This window comes from Streptomyces sp. GESEQ-35 (assembly GCF_017948485.1).
GTDB lineage: Bacteria > Actinomycetota > Actinomycetes > Streptomycetales > Streptomycetaceae > Streptomyces.
Genome location: NZ_JAFFSX010000036.1, coordinates 94,028 through 120,611 on the forward strand (window position 1 = coordinate 94,028; position 26,584 = coordinate 120,611).

Sequence of the window (26,584 nt, forward strand, 5' to 3'; positions counted from 1 at the left end):
GTCTGAACACCGTTCTCACACCAGGGAGTTCCCTTGCCCTCCAGTCCGTCACGGCCCACTCCCACCAGGCCGCACACCTGGCGTCCGGCGGGGCGGCCCGGCCGAGCGGCCTCATGATGCTCCGCACGCGCCTCCGCTACCGGTGGCACCTACAGCGTCCGCTGGATCCGGAGCTCGCGGTGTACTGCGCCTACTGGGGCCGCGGCTACACCTGCAACCCGGCCGCGATCCACGCCAAGGCCCGCGAACTCGCCCCGCACATCCGCTCGGTGTTCCTGGTGGACGCGGAGGCGGCGGCCACGATGCCGTACGACGTGGAGTACGCGGTGATCGGCAGCAACCGGTACTGGGAGCTGCTGGCCCGCGCCACCTACCTGGTCAACAACGCCAACTTCGCGAGCCGGGTGGTCAAACGGCCCGGCACCATCCATCTCCAGACACAGCACGGCACCCCGCTCAAGACGATGGGCGTCGACGAGCCGACGGTCGGCGGCCACGACCGGCTGCTGCGCCGGGTCCGCCGCTGGGACTTCAACCTCTCCTCCAACCGGCACTCGACACGGATCTGGGAGCGCGCGTTCCCCGGCTCGTACGAGATCCTGGAGTACGGCTATCCGCGCAACGACCGGTTCTTCACGGCGACCTCCGACGACGTGGCCCGGATCCGCCGTGAACTGGGCGTACCGCGGAGCGCGACGGCCGTGCTGTACGCGCCGACCCACCGCGCGGGCTTCGAACCGGACCTGGACCTGGAGGCCTTCTGCGCGGCCGCCGGTGACGACGTGGTGGTCCTGCTGCGCGCCCACTACTTCCACGACCGTGGTGCCCTGCGAACCCGCGGCCGGATCATCGACGTGACCGGCCACCGCTCGGCCGAGGACATCTGTCTGGCCGCCGACGTCCTGCTCACCGACTACTCGTCGATCATGTTCGACTACGCCAACCTGGACCGTCCGATCGTCGTGTACGCCGACGACTGGGAGGTCTACCGGGAGACGCGCGGCGTCTACTTCGACCTGCCGGCGGCGCCGCCCGGCCCGGTCGCCCGCACTCCTCAGGAGCTGGCGCGGGTGTTCCGCGACCGCTCGTACACGGAGTCCCATGCCCTGCGGGCCGCCTTCCGGCAACGCTTCTGCCAGTTCGACGACGGCCTGGCCGCCGAGCGAGTGGTCCGGCGGATCTTCCTCGGCGAGCCGCCGGAGACGATCCCGCCGGTGGTCCCGCTCGCGGAGCGGACCCCGGCGCTCACCCGATGAGATGAGGTGAGGCAAGGTCGTCGGCTCCGGGCGGGAACGTACGACAGATGCCCCCGATGCTTGTCCTCACCCGGCAGGCCGCCGACGGCGCGACGGCGCTGCGCGGCGGCCGCCTCTGGCGTCCGACGCCGTACCAGGTCTTCGGCTTCCTGTTCTGGCTGCTGATGTCGCTGGCGTACTGGCGGGTGCCGCTGTGCTGCGACGCCGGGCAGCATGCGGCGGTCGTCGAGCGCCTCACGGCGGACCTGCTGCGTCCGCGCCATCCGACGGCGGACCTGCCGGGCGCGGGCAGCCCTTACTACTCGCCGTACACGGTGGCGCAGGGCGCGTTCGCGCGGCTGACCGGGCTGACGGGCTGGGAGGTGGTGCGGCTCGCCGGGCCGCTGAACCTGATGGTGCTGCTGACCGGCCTCGGCCGCTTCGTGCGGGTGCTGACCCCGCGGCCCTGGGCGCCGGTGCTCGCACTGGCCGCGCTGACCCTGCTGGGGGGCACCGCCTCGTCGAGTGGCGGCCTTGGGCTGATGTCGATGACGAGCAACCTCGGCTACCCGTCGGCCTTCGCAACCGGGCTCGCCCTCTGGGCCTGGGCGCTGACGGGCACGCGGGCCCGTGACACCCGGCCGGTGCGCTACGTCGGGCCGGGCGGGCTGCGCGGCGTTGCCGGGTACGCGGGGCTCGGTGCGCTGTACGGGGTGATCCTGCTCGTCCATCCGGTCACGTCGGTGGCGGCAGCGGTGGGCCTGATCTCGATGATCGCCGGACGGCAGCGGGGATGGCGCTCCGCGGTGGCCGGCCGCTGGGCCCTCACGGGCGTGGTGGCCCTGCTGGTCGCCTGGTCCTGGCCGTACTTCGACGTGTTCGCGCTCGGCCCGGTGCACCGGGGGGTGTACGCGGACCTGGGCGGTCAGTTCTGGCCGGCCGTGCTGCTGGGACTGCCTGCGCTGTGGTTGCGGAAGCGGCGGTCGTCCTGGCGGGATCCGCTGATGCTGATGTTCGTGCTCGACTGCCTGGCGGTGGCCTACGGCCGGCTGAGCGGCCACTACACCTACGGCGGGGTCCTCGGACTTGCGCCACTGCCCTTGCAGTGCGCGCTCGCGGTGGAGCTGGCGGCGCCGCGGCCCTGGCCGGTGTGGCGGCGGGCGCTGGGGGTGGCGGCGGCCGCGGGTGCCTGCTTCGGGTTCCTCACCGTGCAGGCGGGGGCGGTGGTGCCGCGCTCGCTGGACCCGGTCGGCTTCCGGCAGCCGCCGCGCTGGCCGTCGTACGACTGGGCGGCACAGCACATCGGGCCCGGCGAGGTCGTGATCACCGACGGCCATCACGCCGGTCGGGCGCTCGCCGGTCACGGGCCGAATCTGGTTGCGCCCGTCCGGCCGGATCCGGCGCTGGACGAACGAGAGCGCGGGCGCCGGCTGACCGACGTCCGCGCCTGTCTCTCCCCGTCGTCGACCCGCGCCGAGCGCTCCGCCGTCGTCCGCCGCTACCGCGTGCGCCGGCTGCTGCTGACGCGGCTGCGCACCCTGCCCGAGGAGGCGGTGGTGGTGGCGTGGAGCGAGCGGACGGGGGAGGTGCTGGCGCGGGTGGGTTGAGAGGCGTTTCTCGGACTTACTCGACGACGATGTCGACGTCGATGTTGCCCCGGGTGGCGTTGGAGTAGGGGCAGACCTGGTGGGCCTGCTCGACCAGCTTGCGGCCGGTCGTCTCGTCCAGACCGTCGGGGAGCTCGACGCGGAGGGTGACCTTCAGGGCGAAGCCCTCGCCCTGCTTGCCGATGCCGACCTCGGCGGTGACGGCGGCGTCGCTGACGTCGACCTTCGCCGCGCGGCCGACGACACCGAGCGCGCTGCCGAAGCAGGCGGCATAACCGGCCGCGAACAGCTGCTCCGGGTTGGTGCCCTGGCCGTTGCCACCCATCTCGACGGGGATGCCGAGGCCCAGGTCCAGCTTGCCGTCGGAGGTGACGGCGCGGCCGTCGCGGCCGTGGGTGGCGGTGGCGACTGCGGTGTAGATCGCGTCCATGGAAAAACCCATCCCTCTCAGATCACGGTCGAGGCGGCCTTTGCCCGACCGCCCGATGACCACAAGTAGAGCACGCAATTCAATTGCCCGCAACTAAATGACGGACAAGCGCTACCCTGGAGCCATGACCTCCACGCCCACCTCGGACTGGCTCCGCCTCGACCAGCAGATCTGCTTCTCCCTGAACGCCGCTTCGCGCGCCTTCGGCGGCCTCTACCGCGTGGTCCTCAAGGACCTCGGGCTCACCTACCCGCAGTACCTCGTGCTGCTGGTGCTGTGGGAGCACGGCGAGCTGCCCGTGAAGAAGCTCGGCGAGCACCTCCGCCTCGACTCCGGCACACTGTCCCCGCTGCTCAAGCGGCTGGAGACGGCCGGTCTGGTCCGCCGGGAGCGCAGCGCGCGCGACGAGCGGTCGGTGGAGGTACGGCTCACCGAGGAGGGCACCGCGCTGCGCGAGCGGGCGCTGGAGGTGCCGCGCCGGATCGCCGCCGCGACGGGCTTCGACATCGACGAGGTCCGGGAGCTGCGGGAGCGTCTGGACCGCCTCACGACGGCGTTGGACACGGCGGCGGTGCAGGCGAGCGACTGAGGCCTGATTCACTTGTCCCGACCACTGCACCACGCACGGGCCAACTCACGAGGGGACGGCCGCACATGACCTGGCTGATCACCGGCGGCGCCGGTTACATCGGGGCGCACGTCGTACGCGCCATGACCGAGGCGGGCGAACGGACGGTCGTGTACGACGACCTGTCGACCGGCATCGCCGAGCGCGTCCCGGACGGTGTCCCGCTGGTCGTCGGCTCGACCCTCGACGGCGAACGCGTAGCCCGCGCGCTCACCGATCACGCAGTCACCGGCGTCGTGCACCTGGCCGCGAAGAAGCAGGTCGGCGAGTCGGTGGACCTGCCGCTGCACTACTACCGGGAGAACGTCGAGGGCCTGCGCGTCCTCCTGGAAGCGGTCACGCAGGCGGAGGTCCCCTCCTTCGTCTTCTCCTCCTCCGCGGCGGTGTACGGCACGCCGGACACCGAGGAAGGGGGGCTCGTGACGGAGGAGACGCCGTGCGTGCCGATGTCGCCGTACGGCGAGACGAAGCTGGCCGGCGAATGGCTGGTCCGCGCGACAGGCAGGGCGACCGGCCTCGCCACGGCCTCCCTCCGCTACTTCAACGTGGCGGGCGCGGCCGCACCGGAACTGGCGGACACCGGCGTCTTCAACATCGTCCCCATGGTCTTCGAGAAGCTCACGGAGAACGCGCCCCCGCGCATCTTCGGCGACGACTACCCGACCCCGGACGGCACCTGCATCCGTGACTACATCCACGTGATGGATCTGGCGGAGGCCCACGTGGCGACGGCCCGAGCCCTCCAGTCGTCCCCCGGCCGCGACCTCACCCTCAACATCGGCCGCGGCGAGGGCGTTTCGGTCCGCGAGATGATCGATCTCATCAACGCCGTCACCGGCTACGACCGCCCCCCGACCACCACCCCCCGCCGCCCCGGCGACCCCGCCCGCGTCGTCGCCTCCGCCGACCGCATCGCAACAGAGCTGGGCTGGAAGGCCAAGCACGACGTCCACGACATGATCACGTCGGCGTGGGAGGGGTGGGTGCGGCTGCATCCGGGGGCGGCTCGCAGCTGAGAATCAGGCTCTGAGCCAGGACCAGAGCTTTCAGGCGCCGAACGCTCCCTGCCTGGCCGCCAGTCGGCTCTCCAGCCGCCGCAGCACGGCAAGCTGGGCGGCGGCATGCTGGTGGAGCAGCGCGTCGAAGGTCCGCGCGTGCTCCGGGGTGGAGAGGAACACCGGGACGGCGAGCAGGTAGCCGCCGCCGCGCTGGGGGACGATCAGCGGGGCGGGGCCGCGTCCGCCGTCGGCCGGCGACTCCTCGGGGCCGGGCACCTCCGGCGAGCCCTGCGGCGTGACGAACTCATCGCTGCCCCGCAGCCGTTCGATGCGGTCGCGGCTGTCCTGCTGCGCGGCGGCGTCCAGAGCCTGCTCGGTCTCGGGATCCGCGAGTGCCTCCCTGACCCGGCGGGCGAGGCGGGCGTCACAGGTGTGCAGCAGCGGAGCGAAATGCCCGGGGGCGACACGGTGGCGCCGGGTGACGGCGCTCTCGTAGACGGAGACGGTACGGGCGGTGGTGGTACGCGGGCGGTGCCCGGCCTCGGTCAGCCGCACCAGCAGATCCCAGTCCTCAAGGCCGGAGGTCACCCGCCAGCCGCCGACGGACTCCGCTAGGCCGCGCCGGTGCGCGAAGCGGCTGGGTTCGAACAGCGGGTCCAGGTACTGGAGTTCGGGGTGCCAGCACAGGTCCCACCAGCCGCTGCGGCGGGTGACACGGTCGTCGTCGTCGACGGCCGTGTAACCGGTGACGGCGAGTTCGGCGCCCTGCTGGAACAGGCGATGCAGCTGGTGCAGATGGTCGGGGCGCCAGATGTCGTCGTGATCGAGGTAGGCGACGTATGTTCCCCGGGCCCGGCGCAGTCCCTCCTGCCGGGGGCCGCTCGGGTGGCCGGTGTGCGGCAGCTCGATCACCCGCACGCGGGGGTCGCCCACCCGCGCCGCCACCTCGGCCGTGTCGTCCGTGCTGCCGTCCGAGAGCACCAGCAGCTCGAAGTCGGTGACGCTCTGCGCGAGCGCGGAACGCAGCGTCGGCAGGATGCGTGCCGAGCGGTTGTACGTCGGGCAGACGACGGTGAACAGCACCTGATCGGTATCGGTCATCGCGGGCTCTCCCACAGCGGCAGGGCGCATCGGGCCTCGCGTACCGCCGCTGCCGCGACGACGAGGCCGGCGAGGCCGGTACCGAGGTCGAGGGAGAGCTTCAGTGCCTCGTCGCCGAGAGCGATCCGGTGCGGGCCGAGCGGGGTGGTGTGCCAGGCGGCCTCCTCCAGGGCACGCCGCACCGCGATCTGCGAGGCAGGTTCGTCGGGGGCGACGGCGAGCAGCAGCTGGACCAGGCCGAGGCGGCCGTTCAGCAGGCCGTTGTGCGCGGCCGTGGTGTGCTGGGCGAGGGTGGTGATCCGGCGCAGGGGTTCGGCGAAGCGGTCGTCGCCGGTCAGGCGCACATGATCGTGCAGGCCCAGACCGAGACCGAGGGCGCCGGTGCTGATGCCGGTGCCGAAGGCGGGGAACGCGGCCCGCACCGGGGAGGCACCGGAGGTGAAGCCGAAGCGGGTCGCCTCCAGGTCGAGCAGCCGCTCCGCGAGTCGCCGGTACTCGGGGTTGCCGAGTGCCACGGCGGCACGCAGTGCGAACACGGCGATGCCCGCCGCCCCGTCGACCAGACCCGCGGCGATCCGCTCCTGTTGCGGCGGCAGCAAGTCGGTGAGCCGGGCGGCGAGGCGGTCGGCCGCCGTCAGCTCACCGGTGTCCAGCAGGTGGGCCCCCAGTCCGCTCAGGCCGGAGCCGAGGGACAGGTCCTGAACGGACTCGGCCGATCGCACCGCGCGGTCTCGGCAGTACGCGGCCAGCTCGGGGTCCCACTCCCGTACCGCGTAGGCGATACCCGCGAGTCCGCTGTGGAAGCCGACCGGTATGTCCTCGGTGGCGTGCACCCGACGGCGCAGCCAGTCCAGGTCCTCGGGGTCGGCCTCGCCACCGCAGCGGCGCAGCGCCCACAGCACTCCGGCGGCGCCGTAGGCGAGACCGAGTCCGCCGCCCGGCTGAAGGAACTGGCGTACGTCACCGGGGTACAGCCGGTCCTCCCGCCCGGGGGTCCGCCAGGCGCGCAGGGAGTCCGCGAGGCGGTCCACGCCGAAGACGTCCTCGGCGGGCGGCGCGGGCACCGCCACCGGTTCGGTGGCCGGGGCATGCGCCGGAAGTCTCGTCGTCCGCCCGACAGGCGGCGGCGATGGGGGTCCCCCCGCGCCGGCTCGGGTCTCCCCGTCCGCGCCGTGCGAAACCGGTTCGGGGATGGGGGCGCGTGCCAGGCGTCGGCCGGCAGGCGCCACTTCCGGCACAGGCCCTGAGGGAGCGCCTGCGCCCACATCCGCAGCCACGCACGAGGACGCGGACCCGGCCCCGGACACCTCACCGCACGGCGCCAACTGCTCGGCCACGCCCGCGAAGTACTCGTCCCCCACCCCGAACCGCTCGGCGGCGGCCCGGCACAGGTCGGTGGCGCGCTCGGTACCGAGGGACAGCAGGCGGGTCATCGGCAGCAGCAGCCCGATCCGCATGCAGCCGAGCGCGTACCGGTCGACCGCCCGGCCCTGGTACTCGGCCGGGGCCCGGTAGCCGAAGACACCCATGGTCTGCCGGTAGCCCGCAAGGTCCTGGGATGCGGACTCGAAGTCGATGAAGTGCACCCGCTCCGCCTCGTCGACCACGATGTTGCCCGGGTGCAGATCGCCGAAGACCCAGCCCCGCTCGTGCATCCGCGCCACGGTCCGGGTGACCTGCCCGACGAGGCCGGCGATCCACTTGGCATAGGCCTCGGGGGACAGCGAACCGTCATGGCTGATGAAGGGGTTGCGCTCCAGGGCGAGGTCCATGAGGGTGCGGCCTTCGATGTACTCCCGCCCTAGGAACTTGTGCTCGACGCCGTCCACATGGGCGTCGACGGCCGGTACACCGGGCAGTCCGGCCAGGTCGGTGAGGGCGGCGCGTTCCGTCTCCAGGCGGGCGATGGCGTCGCGGCCGCTCTCGTCGAGGCCGCAGTGCGGGCGCGCCTCCTTCAGCAGGATCTTCCGTCCGGGGCTGTCCTGACGCTCGGCGAGGTAGACGCCGCCGCCGTTGGAGAAGTGCAGGGCGCGGCTGACCGTGTACGGGAAGTCGGCCAGTCGGCGGCCGTCGCGCGCCCGCAGCGACTCCCGTAGCACCTCGGGGAGTTCGGCCCAGCTCGGCGGGTGGAAGCCGGGGCGGCGCTCGTCCGGCACGAGCTTGCCGTCGGGGTCCTCGATGCACTCGGTCTGCCGACCGCTCTCGTCCGTGATGCGGCGGGAGACGAAGGCGCCGTAGCGCACATGGAGGGGACCCTCGTGGTAGCGCAGGTCGGACAGGATCGTCGGGCCCTCGCTGCCGCCGATCAGCGCGTCGAGTGCGCGCAGGGTGGTGGCCAGCGCCTCGTCGGTGGGCGGGTAGACGGTGACGAACTTGCCACTCGCGCCCCGGTCGGCGTACTTGCTGTTGCGCCGGCTGAGGGTGGCCGGGCCGGCCAGCGCCTTGAACGGGACACGCCGCTCGAAGCAGTACCGCGAGACACGGTCGAGGAGCCGCTCGGCGTTGCCGGCGGTGGCGCTGACGTGGATCTTCCAGCCCTGCCACGGCAAGGGCCGATCCGCGCGCGAGTACATGATCCACTCCGGGCGCACCGCACGGGTCCAGCCCTCGGGCAGCTGTGCGCGGTGCAGTGGGAAGGAGCTCTCCGGTCCCTCGATGTCGCGCTGCTCGTAGAACGGTGAACCCGGCCGGCAGTACTGGAGGTAAGTGAGGTACATGACTTTGCCCTGTCAGTGGAACGGCAGCACGAGGCGCTGATAGGCCCAGCGCGGGAGGGACATCGACCGGGAGTGCAGCCGCGCGCTGCCGCGGCCGGGCCTCATCGGCCCGTCGAGCCGGAGGGAGTACCGCTTGCCCTGGACACGCACGTTGTCGGTGGTGACCGGCAGCAGCCCGCCGAGCGGGACGGAGGTCCTGTGCGCGTCGGGGGAGCTGATGGTCGCGGTGCCGAGCGTGTGGCGCAGCATCATTCCGGCCTTCTGGAGTTCGACGCGGTCGCCCGTCCGCACCGGCTGGAGTTCGGGGCCGGAGGGCACGTAGAGGTAGACCGTGCCGTCGCGGTGGATCTCGTACGCGGCGACCTGGCTGCCGGTCACGTGCAGCTGCGTGCTGCCGAAGGCCAGTGCGACGACGACGGCGGCGAGCAGCGCGAGCCGCACGGGGCGCGGCCGGTTGCCGCGGAAGGACTTCACCAGGCCCGCGCCGGCCTTGCAGACCATCAGCAGCAGCATGCCGGCGATCAGGCTGGACAGCAGGGTGCCGAAGTACCCGAGAGACATCAGCGCGTCCAGCCACTGGCCGAGTCCGCGGACCACTAGGACCACCGGGGTCACCATGCAGCCGACGCCGAACAGCGGCAGCCAGCCGGGCCCCTTGATCCGGTACGGGCGGCCGGACAGCAGGGCGACGAAGCCCTCGCGCAGCGAACCCAGGGCGGCGTCGCGCAGGTTCGGCCGGTTCAGGTAGCTCATCAGCGCGATGTAACCGTCGAGCTTGACGAACGGAACGAGGTTGATCACCGCGGCGGCCGCGTTCACCAGGGAGAACAGCATGAGTGCGTCACCGGCGCCGCCCCGCCCCACGACACCGGCGGCGCAGGCCGCGGCGCCGCTCACCCCGGCCTGGACCGCGATGCCCGCCAGGGAAACCCTGGCCCGCTGGAGGTGGTTGAGCCGCCAGGAGTCGGAGACGTCGCAGAACATCGCGGGCGAGAAGTAGAAGAGCATCACGCCCATCCGGCCCGGACGCCCGCCGTAGTGGGCGAGCAGACAGGCATGGCCGAACTCGTGGGCCACGGTGGTGAGGAACACCCCGGCGAACACCGTGCCCAGGGTGGCCGGCGACACCGGGCTGCCGAGCACCGCCGCCACGTGTGCGTGCTGTCCGACGAGCACGAAGGCGCCGGCCGCGGCGAGCACCACGACCAGCCACCCCAGCGTCCGGGGCGAGGCAAGCCGCAGACCGTTGATCCGCCGCGCGGCGGCGTCACCGGAGCGCAGCACGGCCAGCTGAAAGGTCAGCGGCGGTACGTACTTCACCCGCCGGATCCTGCGATGCCGACCGCCGGGCCGGTCCTGGGCGGTCCCGGCGAGCAACTGCGCCTTGTCCAGCGACCGTACGGCCGTGTGGACCAGCTCCGGCGTCCACGGCTTGCCCAGCCGCTCGGCGAGGCCCTGTGCGTCGGCTCCGTCGAGCTCCCTGGCCAGCCTGGCCAGGTCGGCGCCGATACGGAAGTACTGGTGCTCGCCGCGCTGCACCACCCAGGGCTCGCCGTCCGCGACGGGAGGGTGCACCCGTATGCCCGTGTTGAGGCGCGGGCGCTCCAGGTGCGCGGCACGGTTCATCCGAGGTCCCTGCGGCGCAGGTCGGTGCGTGCCGCCGCGGTGACTACCACGACCCACAGCACGGACACGGCGAACGCCGTCCAGGTCGGGAGCAGGTCCGGCTTGGGGTCCCGGTACAGGGAGCTGAGGGCGATGGTGAACAGGTACTGCGCCACCTCGGGGACCAGGCGCTGCACGGCCGGCTCGATGCCGACCATCAGGACCAGCACGGCAAGCACGGCAAGCGTCTGGTTGCGCACCAGCCAGCCGACCGCCAGTCCGAACACTCCGGACAGCAGTACGCAGACCACGACGCCGAGGAGGGTCTTGGTGCACTCCCCGTTCCAGACCAGGTCCTGCTCACTGGAACGGGCGGCCAGGGCGTAGTTGGCCACGGCGCCGCCCGCGGCGACCACGGCGAACAGGGCCGAGGTGCACACCGCGGCCACCAGCTTGGCGAGGAAGACCTGGCCCCGGCCGCCGTAGCTGAGGACGGTGCGGGCGAGGGTCTGGCCGGAGACCTCACGGGTGACGATCAGGGCGCAAGTGATCGCCGAGAACAGCAGCAGCATCATCCAGCCACGGATGATGTCGCCGGTCACGGCGCCGGAGGCCATGGCGGCGGCGTTGTCGCGGCCCTGGGTGTAGTAGCCGTAGCCGGTCAGGGCGCACCACGACGCCCCGCCGGCCAGGGAACCGATCAGGGCCCGGCCGGTGGTGACCTTGGTCAGTTCGGCGCGGGAGAGCAGAGCGAGCCGGCTCATGCCGCGGCCCCTTCGACAACCTCGAAGAACCGCTCTTCGAGCGGGAACCGTCCGCCGGCCGTGAACTCGTGCAGCGAACCGGTGTGCACGATCCGGCCGCGGTCGAGGAGCAGTACGTCGTCCACGGTGTTCTCCATCTCTCCGAGCTGGTGGCTGGAGACCAGCACCGTCTTGCCGGAGGCGGCCATGTTCCGGATGAAGCGGCGGATCCAGCGGATGCCGTCAGGGTCGAGGCCGTTGGCCGGCTCGTCGAGCATGAGCAGCTCGACCGTCTCCACGAGCAGCGCCGTCGCCAGCCGCAGGCGCTGCTTCTGGCCGGTGGACAGGCGGGCACAGCGCTGGCGTTCGTGGCCGCCGAGTTCCACGAGGTCGATGACTTCGGCTATCCGGGAAGCGGGCACACCCAAGGCCCGGGCCCAGATGGTCAGTTCCTTCTGGACGGTCGCCGCCGGGAAGAAGCCGATCCCGTCCATGGCCACGCCGACCCGGTGAGCGTGCTCGGGGCCGGGTGCGGCGCCGAAGATCTCCACCGTGCCGGAGTCGACCGTGGTGGTGCCGAGCAGCGACTTCATCAAGGTCGTCTTGCCCGCGCCGTTACGACCGAGCAGGCCCACCACACGGCCCCTCGGTACCTGGAAGGAGATGTCGTGCAGTACCCGCCGCTCGCCGAAGGACTTCGACACGCCGGCCACCTGGATGACCGGCGGGACGGGCAGGGCGTACCCGTCAGCTGTCATCGCGACTGACCTTCACCAGCGCCCCGAGGCAACCCGCGGTGACGAGGATTCCCACCGTCAGCAGCGAATAGCGGACCCAGCCGCTCCAGGTGTCGCCCAGCAGCACTACGGCGATGACGCCGATCGCCGCGACGAGGGCCAACAGGGCCAGTCCGGCGGACATGGGGGCCGGAGTGCCTTGCTCGTTCATGATTCTCCAAAGCTGTCGTACGAATGCCGGGCCGGCCGGGGCACCGCGCGTTGCCCCGGCCGGCACGACCTTTGATCAGGTGGCGACGATCGCGCTGACCGCCGTGTAGGTGGCGGCGGAAGCGCCGGCAACCGAGATCACGGCGGCGCTGGCGCCGAAGCCGGTGGAAACGCCACTCCAGAAGCCGGGGGCCTCAAGCGTCTCCAGCTCCTGGAGCGCCAGCTCCAGACCGGACTCCTGGAACACCGCGTCGGTGCTCTTCATAGGGCTCTCCTTGGGATACAAGGTGGGGCTGATGGGTCGGTGATCAGGTGGCGACCGTGGCGGCCGTCAGGGCCCAGCTGCCGTAGGCGGCGGCGCTCGCGGCCGTGACGCCCACACCGACACCGACGTTCGTCCACAGGCCCGGAGCCTCAAGGGTCTCCAGCTCCTGCAGACCCAGCTCGAGAGCGGCGCTCTCGTGTGCGGTCTTCATGTCCAGCATGTTGTTCTCCTCCCCCCTCTGACGAGGTGTGATCAATTCACCCGCGCGGTACGCGGGAGTCCGAGTGCGCGCTGCGCAGTTGGCCGAGCATGCGGCGGAGGTCCTCGGCACCGAGCCCGGCCAGCATCGGCAGTCCGCCGCCCCACATCCGCAGGCAGGACCGGACGACGGTCTCGATGTCCACGTCGCCGGGCACCGGGGCCGGAGCCACTCCGAGCAGGTCCAGCCAGGCGGCGAACCCCTCGGCCGGGTCGGCGGGCACCGCCGCGGGGGTCGCGGCGCGCAGCGCAGACCAGGTACGCCCGACCCGCTGTGCGGCCACGGCGGACCGGTCCGCGAGGTGACTCCAGTAGGCCGGCAGCAGGTTGGCCAGGGCGGTCATCTTCCGGACGCCGAGGTGGTGCGAGAGGTTGTTGGCGAGGAACCAGACCTTGACCGTGAACGGCATGCGGTCCCGCAGGAGTTCGACCCGTCGCGTGGCGAGGCTCAGGTCCGCGAGCTCCGCGCGCTGCGCCGCTGTGGCCGTGCCCGTCCCTCTGATGTCACTCAGCACCCCGGCCACCCGGGCGGCCTGCCTCAGCGCGTGGTCGTCCGTGTCCGTCCACGGCCCCTCGCTGCCGACCACGGGTCCGACGCTGCGCAGAATGATCTCCAGGCAGCCCTCCACGAGCAGCTGTCCCGACAGGCCCGCGGTGCACCGCGCGTCGAGCAGCGCCACGTCCGGTTGCAGCGCCAGGCCGGTCAGGGCCCGTTTCTGCCCCCCGTGCACAAAGCTCACGATGTTGCTGGCCTCGGCAGCCGTACCGAGCGTGGTGGGTACGGCGACCAGCGGCACGGGCCGCGGGCGGTCCGGGCCGATCACCCAGCCGCTGCGCTGCGGCGCGGCCACGATCCGTGCCGTCAACGGGTCGGCCACGGCCAGGGCGAGCTTGGCGGTGTCGAGCAGCGAGCCGCCGCCCACCGCCACCACCAGTCGTGTCCCCGCCAGCCTGTCCGCCAGCGTCTCGGCGTCGGCGAGAGTCCGCGGCCGGTGCACGGGAAGCGGGCGGACTTCCACCCCGCTGTCCGCGAGCAGCCGACGGCACTCGGCCAGACCGGGGTTGGAGTCCAGGGCCGCGTCGTGAGCCAGCGCGACCGGGCCGGCGCCATCGGTGGCGAGTTCCGGCAGCACGTCAAGGCCCCGGTGCACACGGCACCTGTTGATCAACGTACTCATGCCGTGGCGGCCTCGGCGTGTGCGTCGATACCCGCCCGGACCGCGGTGAGCAGTTCGTCGACCTCCGCGGCGGAGTAGGTCAGCGCCGGGATCAGCTGGATGCCGTGCGGACCGCCGTGCACCTGGGCGCCCGCCCGGCGGATGTGCCGGATGAGGCCGGGCACGTACGCCGGCGCGAGCGGGGCACCGGCGTCGAGCGGGTCGGCGAGTTCGACCGCGCGGAAGCAGCCACGGCCGCGGACCGCGCGTACCCGCTCATCGGTGTTCTGCCAGGCCGCGAGCCGTGTGTCCAGGGCGGCCGCGACCGCACGCCCGGACTCGACGGCCTTGAGGCGGTCGAATTCGTCCAGGGTGGCTGTCACGGCGGCGGCCGTCACGGCGGTGCCCGCCTGGGTCTCGCCGTGCAGCAGCAGGGCTCCGGTGGACCGGAAGCGCCCGGCGATCCGCTCGTTCACGAGCAGGGCGGAGGCGGGCATCGTGCCGTTGGTCAGGCCCTTGGAGGCGATGACCAGGTCCGCCGGCCGCTGCCAGGTGTCGGAGGCGAACATCTCGCCGGTGCGGCCGAAGCCGGTGGCCACCTCGTCCGCGACGAGCAGTGCGCCGCTCTCGTCGGCGAGGGCGCCCAGCTGCTCCAGGAAGGAGTCGGTGAGTTCCACCGCACCGTTGCCGAGCTGCGGCTCCACCACGACCGCGGCGACCTGACGGCCCACGGCGGCGAACAGCTTGCGCAGCGCCTCCTCGTCGTTGGCGGGCACATGCCGTACGAGACGTGTGTCGACGCCGTAGCCGCGCTGGCCCAGGTCCTCACCGGTGAGGGCGTGCGCACCGAAGGTCAGTCCGTGATAGCCGTCCTTCAGGCCGACCACCAGCTTGCGTGCGGGCTCCCCGCCGAGCTCGTGATACTGCCGGGCCAGCTTCATGACCAGGTCGTTGGCGCTGCCGCCGGAGACCGAGAAGATCACCCGGGCGTAGTCGTGCGCGTGCGCCGCGAGCAGCCGCTCAGCGGCCTCGCGGGCGGGCGCGTTCTCATAGCGGAAGATGCCCGCGTACGAATGGGTGTGGAGGGTTTCGGCGACGGCCCGGGCGATGGCCTCGTTGCCGTAGCCGAGGTTGGCGTTCCACAGTCCGCTGGTCCCGCACAGCACCTCGTTGCCGTCGGCGTAGCGGACGCGGTGCCCGGCCGCGCCGACGACGCAGATGCTGTCGTCGTCCGCCTCGGCGAGCGGCATCATCATCGGCCACAGGCTTCCGCTCATCGTGCCCCCTCCTTGCGCGCGCGGATCAGCGTGGCGGCATAGCGCTCGCCGGGCAGGGTCGCGGTGTGCTCGACGACGAGCCCGGCCGCCGTGAGATCCGCGAGAAGTTCGTCGAGGGGGACGACCCGGATGTACGAGTGGCAGACGGTCCTCGGCCGTTGCGGCCCGCCGTCCGGCCCGATGACGACGGTGTGGCGCCCGCTCCGGTCGGGCGCGACGAGGTCGTGCACCAGGTAGACGGCTCCCGAGGCGCCGCGGACCTCCAGCGTCCGCTCCGCCAGGTCCTCGGCGTCCGCACTGATCTGAGTGTTCGTCAGGACGAGTACGCCGCCGGGCTCCAGGTTCGCCCAGGTGCGTCGCAGCATGGCCTGCCGCTGCGGCCGGGTCAGCAGCGACACCGAGGTGGTGCCGAGCACGGCCGCCGCAACGGGCCGCGGGGTCACGTAGTCGGTGATGTCTTGCTGAATCGCCGTGCAGCGTGCGGCGGTCGAGACAGGCAGCCGGTCGAGCCGGGTGCGCAGCAGCTCCAGCATGGACGCGGACAGGTCGACGGCCAGGACCTCGCGGCGCAGGGCCAGCAGAGGCAGCGTCAACCGACCTGATCCCGCCGCCAGTTCGAGGATGGTTCCATGGCCGGTCGCCCGTACCTCGCGCAGGATGTCCTGCACCTCGGAGGGGTCGCCGAGGGTGAAGTCGTGGTAGGTCTCCGCGCCCCGCGGCTCGTACATGTCACAGACCACGGTGCCGGACGGCAGCCCGGCCACCGCCTGCGCGGCGGATGTGCCGGCGTACCGGTCGGGCAGCGCGGGGGCCGGCGATGTCGCGCTCATGCCGCCGCTCCGGCGGTCGCGGAGCCGCGCTCCAGGAAGGTGCGTGCCTGCGCCCAGGCGGCGCTGTCCTCGCTCGACTCCGGCTGGACCAGGGCGCGTTCCAGGGTCAGCGCGGCCTCGGCACCGGCCTCGAAGGTCCGGCCGCCGACGGGCTCGTAGACGAAGTACGTCTCGCCGGAGCGCAGCAGCACCGGCGCCTCGGGCAGGGCCAGGTCCGGCGCCTGGGCACCGGTGTCCAGGTGAGAGTTGAACCGCACACCGAAGCCGGAGACCTCGCAGCCCTCGTGACCGCGGGCGCGCAGCGACTGAAGTGCCTGGACGGCCGCGTGGTAGCGCCCGAGCCAGGTCCGGCCCGCCACCTCCCGCTGAAGGGCGGCGTCGACCGGCAGTTGCTCGGGACCGAGCAAAGGACCCGGTGTGCCGGCCCGCGCTCCTTCACTGTCCAGGTAGAGCCGCAGCCAGGGGCCGTCCACGGGGGCCGCACCACCGGCCGCCGCAACGTCGGCGAACTGCACCGCCGGGTTCGTCAGTACGTCCGGCCAACTGCCCTCGGTGAGCGCCGCGTCCGCGTCCGCGAGGAACGCCTCGACGTCCTCCTGGTCGGTGAGCCGGACAGCGGTGGGCCCCAGCAGGACAAGGAAACCGGCGATGCTGTACGCCTGGATCTGGAGGAAGAAGTCCTCGCCGATCTGCGCCTCGGCGCCCGGCTCCACCAGCGAGCCCCGATACGGCACGACGGCGGCCACGCCGGGGGCCTCGCTGCCGGACGGCGCGAACACCAGGGTCTCGGGTCCCACCAGACCTTCGGCGGTGGCCCGTTCAAGGGCCCGCACGTCCTCGGTCACCACGGTGGCCGCGCCCTGTTCCGGCAGCCGCAGCCCGAAGCCGCGGCCCGTGATCCAGGACATCAGGTGCCGCTTGTAAGGAGTCATCAGGCGACTGCCTTCTCGAAGTGCCGCAGGAGAGCGGCGAGTTCACGTACGGCGACCTCCGGGCCGTACACCGCGGACACCCCAGTGGTGTTGAGGACGATCTCGTCGACTCCGGCGTCCCGGTACGCGAGCAGCTTCTTGGCCAGCTCGTCCTCGTCGCCGTAGAGGAAGCCGTCGTGTGCGACGAGCTCACGGGCGTCCACGGCCGGGTCGCCGGTGATCTCGAGCCCGCTGCTGCGCAGCATGCTCCGGTAGTGCGGCAGCGACAGGTGCGGCCTGTTGCTCGCCAGCGCCAACTGCACGGGATCCCGGTCGTCGGCGGCCAGGGCCACCGGCACGATGGCCACGATCCGCGGCCTGCCCTCCCGCTCCGCGCGGCGCGCGCCTTCGGCGATGGCCGGGGCCAGTGTTCCGGCCACGTAGTCGGCCGGGGTCAGCCAGGTGATCGCCGCGTCGGCCACCTCGCCGGCCACCCCCGCCGAGCCCTTGCGCAGCACCCCGAGCCCGACCTCCACCCGCGGCGCAGGGTAGGGCTGCAACTGTCCGTGCATCTCGAAGTGCTCACCGGAGACGTCGAGTTCCTCGCCGTCGAGCAGCCTGCGCACGGCGCCCAGGTACTCCCGGCAGGCGCCCAGCTGACTGGAGTACTCGCGGCCGAGGACCGACCGCTGCAACTGCCGCGCCCCCGCGCCGAAGCCGGCGACCACGGGCTGACCGGTGGTCAGCGCCAGCGAACGCGCCTGCACCGCGGCGTCGTAGGGGTGCCGGAACGGCATCAGGGAGACCCCGAAGCCCATCGGAAAGCGGAAACCCGCGCCCGCGAGGTAGCTGTAGACGTGGTAACCCTCTGTCAGTAGCCCTTGGCCCTGCCACAGCCGGGCAGCCGAGGACCATGCCACCAGACCGGCGAACGGAAGCGCCTGCTCCGGCCGTTTCGGAACGAACGGCAGCATTACCGAAGTCTTCATCAACCTAATTCCATCGAGCAGGCCCAGAACGAGCCCATGAGGACAGTGAATTTCCGGGCAGCCGAGCGAGCACGGCACGGCATGTGAATTCTCGGGCGCCGAAAACAAGGTTCGACCCGGCCCGTCAGAGCAGACGCTGCTTAGGGTTCCGGGATACCAAAGCGCATTGTTCAGAACTCCGCCGGAGCTGGAAGTGAACGCTTACGCCACGGATACGCTGCAGCTCAAGACAACGGCAGCACTATCGGCAATGTAAAAACGAAAAACGCGAACGGCCGAACGGCGCCACGAAAAATCCCCCGTTTACCATGCTCAAGAGAGCAATCGATCTCTACCACGCCGAATTCACATATTCGCCACAGGCTCGACAGTCATGGTCAGTGAAAGTCGATTAGGCCGCGTTTGAGTGGCGAACCGGTTCAGCACCCAAAAACTCTCACACCGAGGGCGATGAATGCAACTGATCAACAACGAGAGTGGCGTAGGCCACTTCAGCCATGCATTGTTAATAATTCAAGCGCCTATCCATTGCGCTGCGGGGCCGGGGCTCAACCCCTCTTGCTCACAGCGCCTCAAGAGCCTGTGTGGTGGCCCGCGCCAGCGCGTCCAGATACCCCTTGGGCAACTTCGGGCTGCGGATCACCACCGAACGCCAGTACAGGGGACCGGAGATGAGATCCAACGCCAGATCCGCGTCGATACCCTCCCGCACCTCACCCCGCCGCTGCGCCGCCGCCACGATCCCGCTCGCCACCCCGTCCTGCCCCTCGCGCACCGCCTTCTGCATGGCCTCGGCGATCTCGGGATTGCGGGCGGCCTCGGCCTGGAGGTCCGGGATGATCTGTGAGGCGACGGGGTGGCGCAGGGCGCGGGAGGTCACTTCGTAGAGCAGACGCAGGTCGCCCTCCAGGGAGCCCGTGTCCGGCGCGGGCAGGCCCTGCACCGCGATGGCCGAGACCAGGTCGAGTACCAGGTGCAGCTTGGAACGCCAGCGGCGGTAGACCGCGGTCTTGCCGACGCCCGCGCGGCGCGCGATGCCCTCGATGGACATCCGCGCATAACCGACGGCCGCGAGCTCCTCGAAGACGGCGGCCCGGATGGCCTCCGTCACATCCGCCCGCAGTACGGCCGCACCGGCCGGGGGCCTGCGGCGCCGGCGGTCGGCCACCCGCGCCCTGGGCTCGTCGGCGTTCGTCGTCATGCGGACCAGCATAGGGCGTTACGACGAAACGGTTGCGTTCCGACGTTAAATCGGAATACTCTCCCGTTGCGACGATACGGTCCCGTCCCGACGTAAGAGAACGTGAAGAAACGCGTAAGGAAACGGCAAGGGATCAAGGGCCGGACGTGTGCACCCCTCCCCCCGAGCGAAAGCAGCGGATGTGAGCCAGGTCCTCGACACACCGCCCCCCACGGCGACCACCCCGGCCGACGACGACCTCGCGGCGCTCGCCGCCCGCCACGGCCTCACGGTCAGCGGCGCCCGTCCGTCCCTGCCCGAGTACGTCCGCCAGCTGTGGGCCCGCCGTCACTTCATCGCGGCGTTCTCGACCGCCCGGCTCACCTCCCAGTACAGCCAGGCGAAGCTCGGCCAGGTCTGGCAGGTCATGACCCCGCTGCTGAACGCGGCGGTCTACTTCCTCATCTTCGGCGTGCTGCTGGGCACCAAGAGGGGGGTGCCGGACTACGTGCCGTTCCTGGTCACGGGCGTGTTCGTGTGGACCTTCACCCAGAGTTCGATCCTGGCCGGCACCCGGGCGATCTCCGGCAACCAGGGCCTCGTACGGGCGCTGCACTTCCCGCGCGCCGCGCTGCCGATCTCCTTCTGCCTCCAGCAGCTCCAGCAGCTGCTGTTCTCGATGGCGGCCCTGGTGGTCATCCTGCTCGCCTTCGGAGTGCCGGTCGCCTTCTCGTGGGTGCTGGCGATCCCGGCGCTGATCCTCCAGTTCACGTTCAACGCGGGCATGGCGATGTTCATGGCCCGGCTGGGGGCGAAGACTCCGGACATCGCGCAGCTGATGCCGTTCGTACTGCGGACGTGGATGTACATCTCCGGCGTGATGTGGAGCATCGACCACCTGCTCAGCCAGCACAACGACCTGCCGTCCTGGGTGGGCCCGGTGCTCCAGGCCAACCCGGCCGCCGTTTACATCGACCTGATGCGCTTCGCGCTCATCGACAGCTTCCACGCGAGCCAACTGCCGCACCACGTGTGGCTGATCGCGACGGGCTGGGCCCTGCTCGCCGGAGTCGGCGGCTTCATCTACTTCTGGAAGGCTGAGGAGACGTACGGCCGTGGCTGATCACACCCCTCACACCCCTGAGAACGTCCCCACCGTCATCGCCGACGGCGTCGACATCGTCTACCGCGTCAACGGCACCGGTGCCGGACGCGGCTCCGCCACCGCCGCCCTCAACCGCATACTGCGCCGCAAGAACGCCGAGAAGGCGGCCGGCGTCCGCACGGTGCACGCCGTGAAGAACGTGTCCTTCGTCGCCTACCGCGGCGAGGCGATCGGCCTCATCGGCACCAACGGCTCCGGCAAGTCGACCCTGCTCAAGGCGGTCGCGGGCCTGCTCCCGGTGGAGAACGGCGCCATCTACACCGACGGCCAGCCCTCCCTCCTCGGCGTCAACGCCGCCCTGATGAACGACCTCACCGGCGAGCGCAACGTCTACCTCGGCGGCCTCGCCATGGGCATGTCCCGCGAGCAGGTCAAGGAGCGCTACGAAGAGATCGTCGACTTCTCCGGCATCAACGACAAGGGCGACTTCATCACCCTCCCCATGCGGACGTACTCCTCCGGCATGGCCGCCCGTCTGCGCTTCTCCATCGCCGCCGCCAAGGACCACGACGTCCTCCTCATCGACGAGGCCCTCGCCACCGGCGACGCCAACTTCCGCAAGCGCTCCGAGGCCCGCATCCGCGACCTGCGCAAGAGCGCGGGCACGGTGTTCCTGGTCAGCCACAACAACAAGTCGATCCGCGACACCTGCGACCGCGTGCTGTGGCTGGAACGCGGCGAACTGCGCATGGACGGGCCGACGGAGGACGTCCTCAAGGAGTACGAGGCGTTCACCGGCGACAAGGCCGCGAAGCCCAAGCCCAAGCCGAAGGCGGCGCCGCCGAAGGTTACGCAGCCTTCCTGAGTGCTACGACGACGAAGGGCGCCGCGAGCTGTGCTGGCTCGCGGCGCCCTTCGTCGTCGTACGGCCTACGAATGCGTCCGCAGCAGCGTCCGCATCGTCCGCATCGCCACCGACAGGTTGGCCAGGTCGAACGCGTCCGAGCCCTGGATCTCGTCCAGCGTGGCGCGGGCGCGGCCGAGGATCGCCGCGTTCTTCTGCTCCCAGAGCTTGAAGCGCTGCTCGGGGGTGGCGGTGCCGTTGCCGACCGCGAGGACGTCCGCCGTCACGGCCGAGTGGGCGGCGTACAGGTCCTCGCGGATGGAGGCGCGGGCCATGGACTGCCAGCGGTCGGCGCGGGGCAGCTCGATGATGCGGTCCATGAGCTGGGTGATGTGGAGCCGGTCGCCGAGGTCGTAGTAGACCTCGGCGACGTCCAGCGGCTCGCGTCCCATGCGGTCGGCCACCGAGACGATGTCCAGCGTCGGGAAGGCGGAGGAGAACCCGGCCACGCGGGTGGCGAGTTCGTCCGGGACGCCGGCGCCGGTCAGCTCGTCGTGGATCTGCTGGTACCAGTCGATATCCGCGCCACGCAGCAGCTTGGGCAGCTGCGACCAGACCTGCTCGACCCGCTCGCCGAAGAACTCGACCGTCTCGGCGAGTTCCAGCGGCTGCGGCCGGTTGTTGAGCAGCCAGCGTGTGCCGCGCTCGCAGAGCCGGCGCGAGTGCAGCCGGATACGGGTCTGGACGCCGGCCTCCACCTTGTTGTCGAGGGCCTCCACCGCGTCCCACACCGCGGCCGCGTGGAAGATCGTCCGGGCCGCGGTCTGCGCCCGCACGATCTCCTCCAGCGAGGCGCCGGTCTCCTCACGCAGCCGGTGCAGGAAGCTCGTACCGCCCGTGTTGACCGTGTCGTTGACCAGGACGGTCGTCACGATCTCGCGGTGCAGCGGGTGGTTGTCGATGTGCTCGGGGAACTTCTCGCGCAACGCGGTCGGGAAGTACGCGTAGAGCAGGGCGCGCAGATAGGGGTCGTCGGGCAGTGAGGTGTGCAGCAGCTCGTCGGCGACCGTGATCTTCGTGTACGCCAGCAGAACCGCCGTCTCCGGACTGGTCAGACCCTGTCCGGCGCTGAGGCGTTCGCGGATCTGGCGGTCGGTGGGCAGGAATTCGATGGCCCGGTCGAGGTGGCCCTCCCGGACCAGGTGGCGCATGAAGCGCTGCTGGGCGTGGAGCATGTCCTTGGACTGGAAGAGCGCGTTGGCGATCGCCGTGTTCTGCGCGTAGTTGTTGCGCAGGACCAGACCGCCGACCTCGTCCGTCATCTCGGCGAGCAGCTTGTTGCGCTGCTTGACGGTCATGTCGCCGTCCGCGACCAGGCTGTTGAGCAGGATCTTGATGTTCACCTCGTGGTCGGAGGTGTCCACGCCCGCGCTGTTGTCGATGGCGTCCGTGTTGATCTTGCCGCCCTGCCGTGCGAACTCGATCCGGCCGAGCTGGGTCAGGCCCAGGTTGCCGCCCTCGCCGACGACCCTGACGCGCAGGTCGGCGCCGTCGACCCGGATCGCGTCGTTGGCCTTGTCGCCGACGTCCGCGTGGGTCTCGGTGGCGGCCTTGACGTACGTTCCGATGCCGCCGTTCCAGAGCAGATCCACCGGCGCCTTGAGGATCGCCTTCATCAGATCGGCCGGCGTCATCTTGGCGACCTTGCCCTCGATGCCGAGAGCCTCCCGGATGTGGGCGTTGATCGGGATCGACTTGGCGGTACGGGGGAACACTCCGCCGCCCGCCGACAGCAGCTCGGTGTTGTAGTCGGCCCAGCTGGAGCGCGGCAGCTCGAAGACCCGGCGGCGCTCGGCGTACGAGGTGGCCGCGTCCGGGTGCGGGTCGATGACGATGTGCCGGTGATCGAAGGCGGCGACCAGCCGGATGTGCTCGCTGAGCAGCATGCCGTTGCCGAACACGTCACCGGACATGTCGCCGATGCCGACGACCGTGAAGTCCTCGGACTGGGTGTCCAGGGCCAGCTCCCGGAAGTGCCGCTTCACGGACTCCCAGGCGCCGCGCGCGGTGATGCCCATGCCCTTGTGGTCGTAACCGGCCGAGCCGCCGGAGGCGAAGGCGTCGCCGAGCCAGAAGTTGTAGCTGCCCGCCACCTCGTTGGCGATGTCCGAGAACGTCGCCGTGCCCTTGTCGGCCGCGACCACGAGGTACGTGTCGTCAGTGTCTGGACTGTCATGCCGTACGACGTCGGCGGGCGGGACGACCTCGCCGGCCACCATGTTGTCGGTGATGTCGAGCAGCGCCGAGATGAAGGTCTTGTAGCTGGAGATGCCCTCGGCCAGCCACGCGTCCCGGTCCACGGACGGATCCGGCAGCTGCTTGGCGACGAACCCGCCCTTGGCGCCGACCGGCACGATGACGGTGTTCTTCACCATCTGCGCCTTCACCAGGCCGAGGATCTCGGTCCGGAAGTCCTCACGCCGGTCGGACCAGCGCAGGCCCCCGCGCGCGACCTTGCCGAACCGCAGGTGCACACCCTCGACCTTGGGCGAGTACACCCAGATCTCGTACGCCGGACGCGGCGCCGGGAGATCGGGGATCGCCTGCGGGTCGAACTTCATGGAGACGTAGTCGTGCGGCTGGCCGCCGAGCGCCTCCTGGAAGAAGTTGGTGCGCAGGGTCGCCTTGATGACGGTGAGGAAGGACCGCAGGATCCGGTCCTCGTCGAGCGACGCGACCTGGTCGAGAGCGGCATCGACCTCTTCGAGGAGGGCGTCGACGATTTCCCGGCCCGCCCGCTGACGGTCCGGCGACATCCGCGCCTCGAACAGCGAGACGAGCAGACGGGTGGTGTGGACGTTGTTGCGGAGGGTGTCCTCCATGTAGTCCTGGCTGAACGTGGACCCCGCCTGGCGCAGGTACTTGGCGTACGCCCGCAGCACCATCGCCTGCCGCCAGCCGAGACCGGCGCGCAGCACCAGGGAGTTGAAGCCGTCGTTCTCCGCCTTGCCGGTCCAGGTGGCGGCGAACGCCTCCTGGAACCGCTCACGCCCGTCGTCGCCGAGGTAGTCACCGCTGACGCCCGGCAACTGGGGCATGCGCAGCCCGAAGTCGTAGATCCAGGAGACCGTACGGTCCGAGCAGCGCAGCTCGTACGGCCGCTCGTCGATGACCTCGACCCCGAGCCGGTTGAGAACCGGAAGGACCGCGGACAGGGAGACCGCGGCGCCCTTGCGGTAGATCTTGAAGCGGCGCTCCTCGGGTGCGGCGCCCACCGGTTCGTACAGACTGAGCGAGAAGTTGTTCTCCAGGCTCAGCTGTTCGAGGTGGACCAGGTCGGCGACCGCGGCACGCGGGGAGTGGTCGGCCTTGTAACCCTCCTGGAAGGCGTTGCCGTACTTGCGCAGCAGTTCGGCCGCCCGCTCCTCACCGCACTCGGCGTTCAGCGCCTCGGAGAACCCGTCGGCCCAGGAACGGGCCGCCTCCACGAGCCGCCCCTCGATCCGCTCCTTGTCGGCGTCGCTCAGCTCAGGCAGCTCGGTGCCCTGCGGGACGCGGACGACGAAGTGCAGCCTGGAGAGGATCGACTCGGTGTTCCAGGCGGTGAAGTCGACGCTGATGCCGTCGAGTTCCTCCTTGAGGATGTCGATGATCCGCAGCCGGACGCCCGTGGTGTACCGGTCACGGGGCAGGTAGACGAGAGCCGAGTAGTAGCGCCCGTACTCGTCCTGCCGGAGATAGAGGCGCAGCCGCCGGCGCTCTTGCAGGTAGAGAACGGAGGTGACGATGGAGCGCAGCTCGTCGACCGGCGTCTGGAACAGCTCGTCGCGCGGGTACGTCTCGAGGATCTGGAGCAGATCACGCCCGTCGTGACTGTTGGGCGAGAACCCGGCGCCCTTCAGGACTTCATTGACCTTGCGCCGGATGACGGGAACGCGCCGGACGGACTCGGTGTAGGCGGCAGAGGAGAAGAGCCCGAGGAACCGCCGCTCACCGACGACCTCGCCGTTCTCGTCGAACTTCTTGACCCCCACGTAGTCCAGGTAGGACGGCCGGTGGACGGTCGACCGGCTGTTGGCCTTCGTCAGGATGAGGAGCTTGTGCTCTCGCGCCTTGGCGCGGGCGTCGGCGGGCAGCCGCTCGAAGGAGGGGCTGACGGGGTGGCTGTCCTCACCGGCGTGGTGCGGATCGGACCGCAGAATGCCGAGCCCGGTCCCGGCGACGGCGGCAAGGGAGTCGTCGTCCCGCAGCTGGTACTCGCGGTACCCGAGGAACGTGAAGTGGTCGGCGGCCAGCCAGCGCAGCAGCTCCCGGGCCTCCTCGACGTCCTGCTCGCGCAGGTCGGAGGTGGGCTCCGTGGGCAGCTCGTCGGCCATCCGCAGCGCCGCGTCCCGCATCTTCTCCCAGTCCTCGACGGCCTCACGGGCGTCGGACAGGACACGCAGCAGATCGGCGGTGATCTGCTTCAGGTCGGAGCGGTCGGTCTCGCGGTCGATCTCGACGTGGATCCAGGACTCGGTGTGCGTGTCATGCGGAAGCTCGCCGGCCGGCGGGTCGCTGAGCACATCGATGAGCTTGCCGGTGAGATCGCGACGGACGATCACCTGCGGGTGGATGACGACGTGGATGCCACGCCCCTGCCGGGTCAGCTCATTGGTGACGGAGTCGACGAGAAACGGCATGTCATCGGTGACGACCTCGACGACGGAGTGGCTACAGGTCCAGCCGTTCTCCTCGACCGTCGGGGTGTGTACGCGCACATTGGCCGTACCCTGCGGGCGGTTCTCGGCCAACCGGTAGTGGGAGAAGGCAGCGCCGAAGATGTCGACCGGGTCGCGGTCGGTGAGGTCCTCGGGTGCGGTGTGCAGGTAGTAGCGCTGGAGGAACGCGAGCACGGTTTCGCGGTCCGGGGTGCCGGGTGTGCCCTCGCTCGTCGTCCCAGTCGGTAGGTGCCCCCCGACCGGGCTGTTCTCAGCTACCCGAGCAGCCCTCTCGAGCAACTCGGCCTTGGCTTCGTCCAGCTTGGTCTGCATTGTCCTCTGGCTCCTGTCGCGCGCCGTTGCGTGACGTAGAAGGAAGTACGGTCTCTTCCCCTCCGACGTAACGCCGCGACGCGGGGTGTCCGGTCTGCTTCGACGCTATGCCGCAAGGTGAGATGAGCGGGGGGTTATCAGCCATTCTCGACGCGCCCGAGGGGTGTGACCCTGCTCTCTGCGCCGCAGTCACCCCGGGCACCCCAGGAGTCCTGGGGGCCATGACCACCCCGACCCGCCCACGAAGACCAGCGACCACCGCCCGGCGACGGCTGTATGCCGCACACCCCGGGCGCAAAACGGAGACACCAAGGCCCCCGCGACCTATCGCGCTGATCACGCCACCAGGCTATCGCTCCGGACGGGGGCCCCGTCATGAGCCGCATGTGTACAAAACCGGGGGGCGAAGTTTGACGTTCTGCACAGTATGAGGTGTGCGGAGGGGGTGGGGTTGGGGGGGGGCGGCCGGGGGTGAGGGCTGGGGGCGGCGGGGCTGGGAGGTCGGGGACCGGGGCGGGAGGGTGCGGGGCGAGGGGGTGCGGGGCGAGAGGGTGCGGGGCGGCGGGGCCGAGAGGCCGGGGCCGGGGCGAGAGGCCGCGGGACGGTGGGGCGGGAGGGGAAGCGGCGGGGGGGCGGGGCGGGGGGGGGGGGGGGGGGGGGGGGGGGGGGGCGGGGGGGGGGGGGGGGGGGGGGCGGGGGGGGGGGGGGGGGGGGGGGGGGGGGG

General features: G+C 70.9%; 21 protein-coding genes and 1 pseudogene. 6 read left to right on the forward strand and 16 right to left on the reverse strand.

Annotated elements, in window-relative coordinates; translation table 11 throughout:
* Positions 1 to 17: 17 nt before the first annotated feature.
* Positions 18 to 1,256, forward strand: a pseudogene (locus KCH87_RS43985) (CDP-glycerol glycerophosphotransferase family protein); the annotation flags it as partial.
* Positions 1,257 to 1,312: 56 nt separating this feature from the next.
* The gene (locus KCH87_RS43990; RefSeq protein WP_374199102.1) at positions 1,313 to 2,842 is read left to right on the forward strand and encodes a hypothetical protein; all 1,530 of its coding nucleotides are present in this window, start codon (positions 1,313 to 1,315) and stop codon (positions 2,840 to 2,842) included.
* Between the two features lie 16 nt (positions 2,843 to 2,858).
* Here the strand turns inward: KCH87_RS43990 and KCH87_RS43995 are convergent, their stop codons facing one another.
* The gene (locus KCH87_RS43995; RefSeq protein WP_210593580.1) at positions 2,859 to 3,272 is read right to left on the reverse strand and encodes an organic hydroperoxide resistance protein; all 414 of its coding nucleotides are present in this window, start codon (positions 3,270 to 3,272) and stop codon (positions 2,859 to 2,861) included.
* Between the two features lie 124 nt (positions 3,273 to 3,396).
* Between KCH87_RS43995 and KCH87_RS44000 the strand changes: the two genes are divergently transcribed.
* Together KCH87_RS44000 and galE are read left to right on the forward strand one after the other, a co-directional pair.
* Positions 3,397 to 3,861, forward strand: coding sequence for a MarR family winged helix-turn-helix transcriptional regulator (locus KCH87_RS44000; RefSeq protein ID WP_210593581.1), 465 nt, complete (start codon positions 3,397 to 3,399; stop codon positions 3,859 to 3,861).
* A gap of 65 nt (positions 3,862 to 3,926) precedes the next feature.
* Positions 3,927 to 4,916, forward strand: coding sequence for a UDP-glucose 4-epimerase GalE (galE, locus tag KCH87_RS44005; RefSeq protein WP_210593582.1), 990 nt, complete (start codon positions 3,927 to 3,929; stop codon positions 4,914 to 4,916).
* Between the two features lie 30 nt (positions 4,917 to 4,946).
* Here the strand turns inward: galE and KCH87_RS44010 are convergent, their stop codons facing one another.
* The 14 genes from KCH87_RS44010 to KCH87_RS44075 form a co-directional block, all read right to left on the reverse strand.
* Positions 4,947 to 5,999, reverse strand: a complete 1,053-nt coding sequence (locus tag KCH87_RS44010; RefSeq protein ID WP_210593583.1) for a glycosyltransferase family 2 protein — start codon at positions 5,997 to 5,999, stop codon at positions 4,947 to 4,949.
* Positions 5,996 to 8,716, reverse strand: a complete 2,721-nt coding sequence (gene lanKC / locus KCH87_RS44015; protein ID WP_210593584.1) for a class III lanthionine synthetase LanKC — start codon at positions 8,714 to 8,716, stop codon at positions 5,996 to 5,998. Before lanKC ends, KCH87_RS44010 begins: the two co-directional genes overlap by 4 nt.
* A 12-nt stretch (positions 8,717 to 8,728) precedes the next feature.
* A complete protein-coding gene (mpaP, locus tag KCH87_RS44020) occupies positions 8,729 to 10,342 on the reverse strand; it encodes a daptide biosynthesis intramembrane metalloprotease (RefSeq protein WP_210593585.1) in 1,614 nt (537 codons plus the stop codon).
* Positions 10,339 to 11,085, reverse strand: coding sequence for a hypothetical protein (locus KCH87_RS44025; RefSeq protein ID WP_210593586.1), 747 nt, complete (start codon positions 11,083 to 11,085; stop codon positions 10,339 to 10,341). Before KCH87_RS44025 ends, mpaP begins: the two co-directional genes overlap by 4 nt.
* Positions 11,082 to 11,822, reverse strand: a complete 741-nt coding sequence (locus KCH87_RS44030) for an ABC transporter ATP-binding protein (RefSeq protein ID WP_247197706.1) — start codon at positions 11,820 to 11,822, stop codon at positions 11,082 to 11,084. Before KCH87_RS44030 ends, KCH87_RS44025 begins: the two co-directional genes overlap by 4 nt.
* Positions 11,812 to 12,012: a hypothetical protein gene (locus KCH87_RS44035; RefSeq protein ID WP_210593587.1), complete on the reverse strand. Its 201-nt coding sequence runs from the start codon at positions 12,010 to 12,012 to the stop codon at positions 11,812 to 11,814. The genes KCH87_RS44030 and KCH87_RS44035 overlap by 11 nt, the downstream gene beginning before the upstream one ends.
* A gap of 75 nt (positions 12,013 to 12,087) precedes the next feature.
* A complete protein-coding gene (locus tag KCH87_RS44040; RefSeq protein ID WP_210593588.1) occupies positions 12,088 to 12,276 on the reverse strand; it encodes a daptide-type RiPP in 189 nt (62 codons plus the stop codon).
* Positions 12,277 to 12,319: 43 nt separating this feature from the next.
* Positions 12,320 to 12,496: a daptide-type RiPP gene (locus tag KCH87_RS44045; RefSeq protein ID WP_210593605.1), complete on the reverse strand. Its 177-nt coding sequence runs from the start codon at positions 12,494 to 12,496 to the stop codon at positions 12,320 to 12,322.
* 37 nt (positions 12,497 to 12,533) lie between these two features.
* Positions 12,534 to 13,712 carry a daptide-type RiPP biosynthesis dehydogenase gene (mpaC, locus tag KCH87_RS44050; RefSeq protein ID WP_210593589.1) on the reverse strand — a complete coding sequence of 393 codons (1,179 nt, stop codon included), beginning with the start codon at positions 13,710 to 13,712 and terminating at the stop codon, positions 12,534 to 12,536.
* Positions 13,709 to 14,968 carry a daptide-type RiPP biosynthesis aminotransferase gene (mpaD, locus tag KCH87_RS44055; protein ID WP_210593590.1) on the reverse strand — a complete coding sequence of 420 codons (1,260 nt, stop codon included), beginning with the start codon at positions 14,966 to 14,968 and terminating at the stop codon, positions 13,709 to 13,711. Before mpaD ends, mpaC begins: the two co-directional genes overlap by 4 nt.
* The gene (gene mpaM / locus KCH87_RS44060) at positions 14,965 to 15,798 is read right to left on the reverse strand and encodes a daptide-type RiPP biosynthesis methyltransferase (RefSeq protein ID WP_247197707.1); all 834 of its coding nucleotides are present in this window, start codon (positions 15,796 to 15,798) and stop codon (positions 14,965 to 14,967) included. The genes mpaD and mpaM overlap by 4 nt, the downstream gene beginning before the upstream one ends.
* Positions 15,795 to 16,730 (reverse strand): daptide biosynthesis RiPP recognition protein, encoded by a 936-nt coding sequence (gene mpaB / locus KCH87_RS44065; protein WP_210593591.1) that lies wholly within the window; start codon positions 16,728 to 16,730, stop codon positions 15,795 to 15,797. The genes mpaM and mpaB overlap by 4 nt, the downstream gene beginning before the upstream one ends.
* Positions 16,730 to 17,698: an LLM class flavin-dependent oxidoreductase gene (locus tag KCH87_RS44070; RefSeq protein ID WP_210593592.1), complete on the reverse strand. Its 969-nt coding sequence runs from the start codon at positions 17,696 to 17,698 to the stop codon at positions 16,730 to 16,732. The genes mpaB and KCH87_RS44070 overlap by 1 nt, the downstream gene beginning before the upstream one ends.
* A 562-nt stretch (positions 17,699 to 18,260) precedes the next feature.
* Positions 18,261 to 18,899 carry a TetR/AcrR family transcriptional regulator gene (locus KCH87_RS44075; RefSeq protein ID WP_247197708.1) on the reverse strand — a complete coding sequence of 213 codons (639 nt, stop codon included), beginning with the start codon at positions 18,897 to 18,899 and terminating at the stop codon, positions 18,261 to 18,263.
* A 181-nt stretch (positions 18,900 to 19,080) separates the two neighbouring features.
* Here KCH87_RS44075 and KCH87_RS44080 point away from each other — a divergent pair, with 181 nt between their 5' ends.
* A complete protein-coding gene (locus tag KCH87_RS44080; RefSeq protein WP_210593594.1) occupies positions 19,081 to 20,001 on the forward strand; it encodes an ABC transporter permease in 921 nt (306 codons plus the stop codon).
* Positions 19,994 to 20,848, forward strand: a complete 855-nt coding sequence (locus KCH87_RS44085; protein ID WP_210593595.1) for an ABC transporter ATP-binding protein — start codon at positions 19,994 to 19,996, stop codon at positions 20,846 to 20,848. Before KCH87_RS44080 ends, KCH87_RS44085 begins: the two co-directional genes overlap by 8 nt.
* 65 nt (positions 20,849 to 20,913) lie before the next feature.
* Here KCH87_RS44085 and KCH87_RS44090 read toward each other — a convergent pair whose 3' ends face one another.
* The gene (locus KCH87_RS44090; RefSeq protein WP_210593596.1) at positions 20,914 to 25,860 is read right to left on the reverse strand and encodes an NAD-glutamate dehydrogenase; all 4,947 of its coding nucleotides are present in this window, start codon (positions 25,858 to 25,860) and stop codon (positions 20,914 to 20,916) included.
* Positions 25,861 to 26,584: the final 724 nt, after the last annotated feature.

Bases quoted from the DNA above. Each gene is read 5' to 3' on its own strand.
- KCH87_RS43990 (WP_374199102.1), top strand. From the start codon at position 1,313: ATGCTTGTCCTCACCCGGCAGGCCGCCGACGGCGCGACGGCGCTGCGC.
- KCH87_RS43995 (WP_210593580.1), bottom strand. From the start codon at position 3,272: ATGGACGCGATCTACACCGCAGTCGCCACCGCCACCCACGGCCGCGAC.
- KCH87_RS44000 (WP_210593581.1), top strand. From the start codon at position 3,397: ATGACCTCCACGCCCACCTCGGACTGGCTCCGCCTCGACCAGCAGATC.
- galE (WP_210593582.1), top strand. From the start codon at position 3,927: ATGACCTGGCTGATCACCGGCGGCGCCGGTTACATCGGGGCGCACGTC.
- KCH87_RS44010 (WP_210593583.1), bottom strand. From the start codon at position 5,999: ATGACCGATACCGATCAGGTGCTGTTCACCGTCGTCTGCCCGACGTAC.
- lanKC (WP_210593584.1), bottom strand. From the start codon at position 8,716: ATGTACCTCACTTACCTCCAGTACTGCCGGCCGGGTTCACCGTTCTAC.
- mpaP (WP_210593585.1), bottom strand. From the start codon at position 10,342: ATGAACCGTGCCGCGCACCTGGAGCGCCCGCGCCTCAACACGGGCATA.
- KCH87_RS44025 (WP_210593586.1), bottom strand. From the start codon at position 11,085: ATGAGCCGGCTCGCTCTGCTCTCCCGCGCCGAACTGACCAAGGTCACC.
- KCH87_RS44030 (WP_247197706.1), bottom strand. From the start codon at position 11,822: ATGACAGCTGACGGGTACGCCCTGCCCGTCCCGCCGGTCATCCAGGTG.
- KCH87_RS44035 (WP_210593587.1), bottom strand. From the start codon at position 12,012: ATGAACGAGCAAGGCACTCCGGCCCCCATGTCCGCCGGACTGGCCCTG.
- KCH87_RS44040 (WP_210593588.1), bottom strand. From the start codon at position 12,276: ATGAAGAGCACCGACGCGGTGTTCCAGGAGTCCGGTCTGGAGCTGGCG.
- KCH87_RS44045 (WP_210593605.1), bottom strand. From the start codon at position 12,496: ATGCTGGACATGAAGACCGCACACGAGAGCGCCGCTCTCGAGCTGGGT.
- mpaC (WP_210593589.1), bottom strand. From the start codon at position 13,712: ATGAGTACGTTGATCAACAGGTGCCGTGTGCACCGGGGCCTTGACGTG.
- mpaD (WP_210593590.1), bottom strand. From the start codon at position 14,968: ATGAGCGGAAGCCTGTGGCCGATGATGATGCCGCTCGCCGAGGCGGAC.
- mpaM (WP_247197707.1), bottom strand. From the start codon at position 15,798: ATGAGCGCGACATCGCCGGCCCCCGCGCTGCCCGACCGGTACGCCGGC.
- mpaB (WP_210593591.1), bottom strand. From the start codon at position 16,730: ATGACTCCTTACAAGCGGCACCTGATGTCCTGGATCACGGGCCGCGGC.
- KCH87_RS44070 (WP_210593592.1), bottom strand. From the start codon at position 17,698: ATGAAGACTTCGGTAATGCTGCCGTTCGTTCCGAAACGGCCGGAGCAG.
- KCH87_RS44075 (WP_247197708.1), bottom strand. From the start codon at position 18,899: ATGACGACGAACGCCGACGAGCCCAGGGCGCGGGTGGCCGACCGCCGG.
- KCH87_RS44090 (WP_210593596.1), bottom strand. From the start codon at position 25,860: ATGCAGACCAAGCTGGACGAAGCCAAGGCCGAGTTGCTCGAGAGGGCT.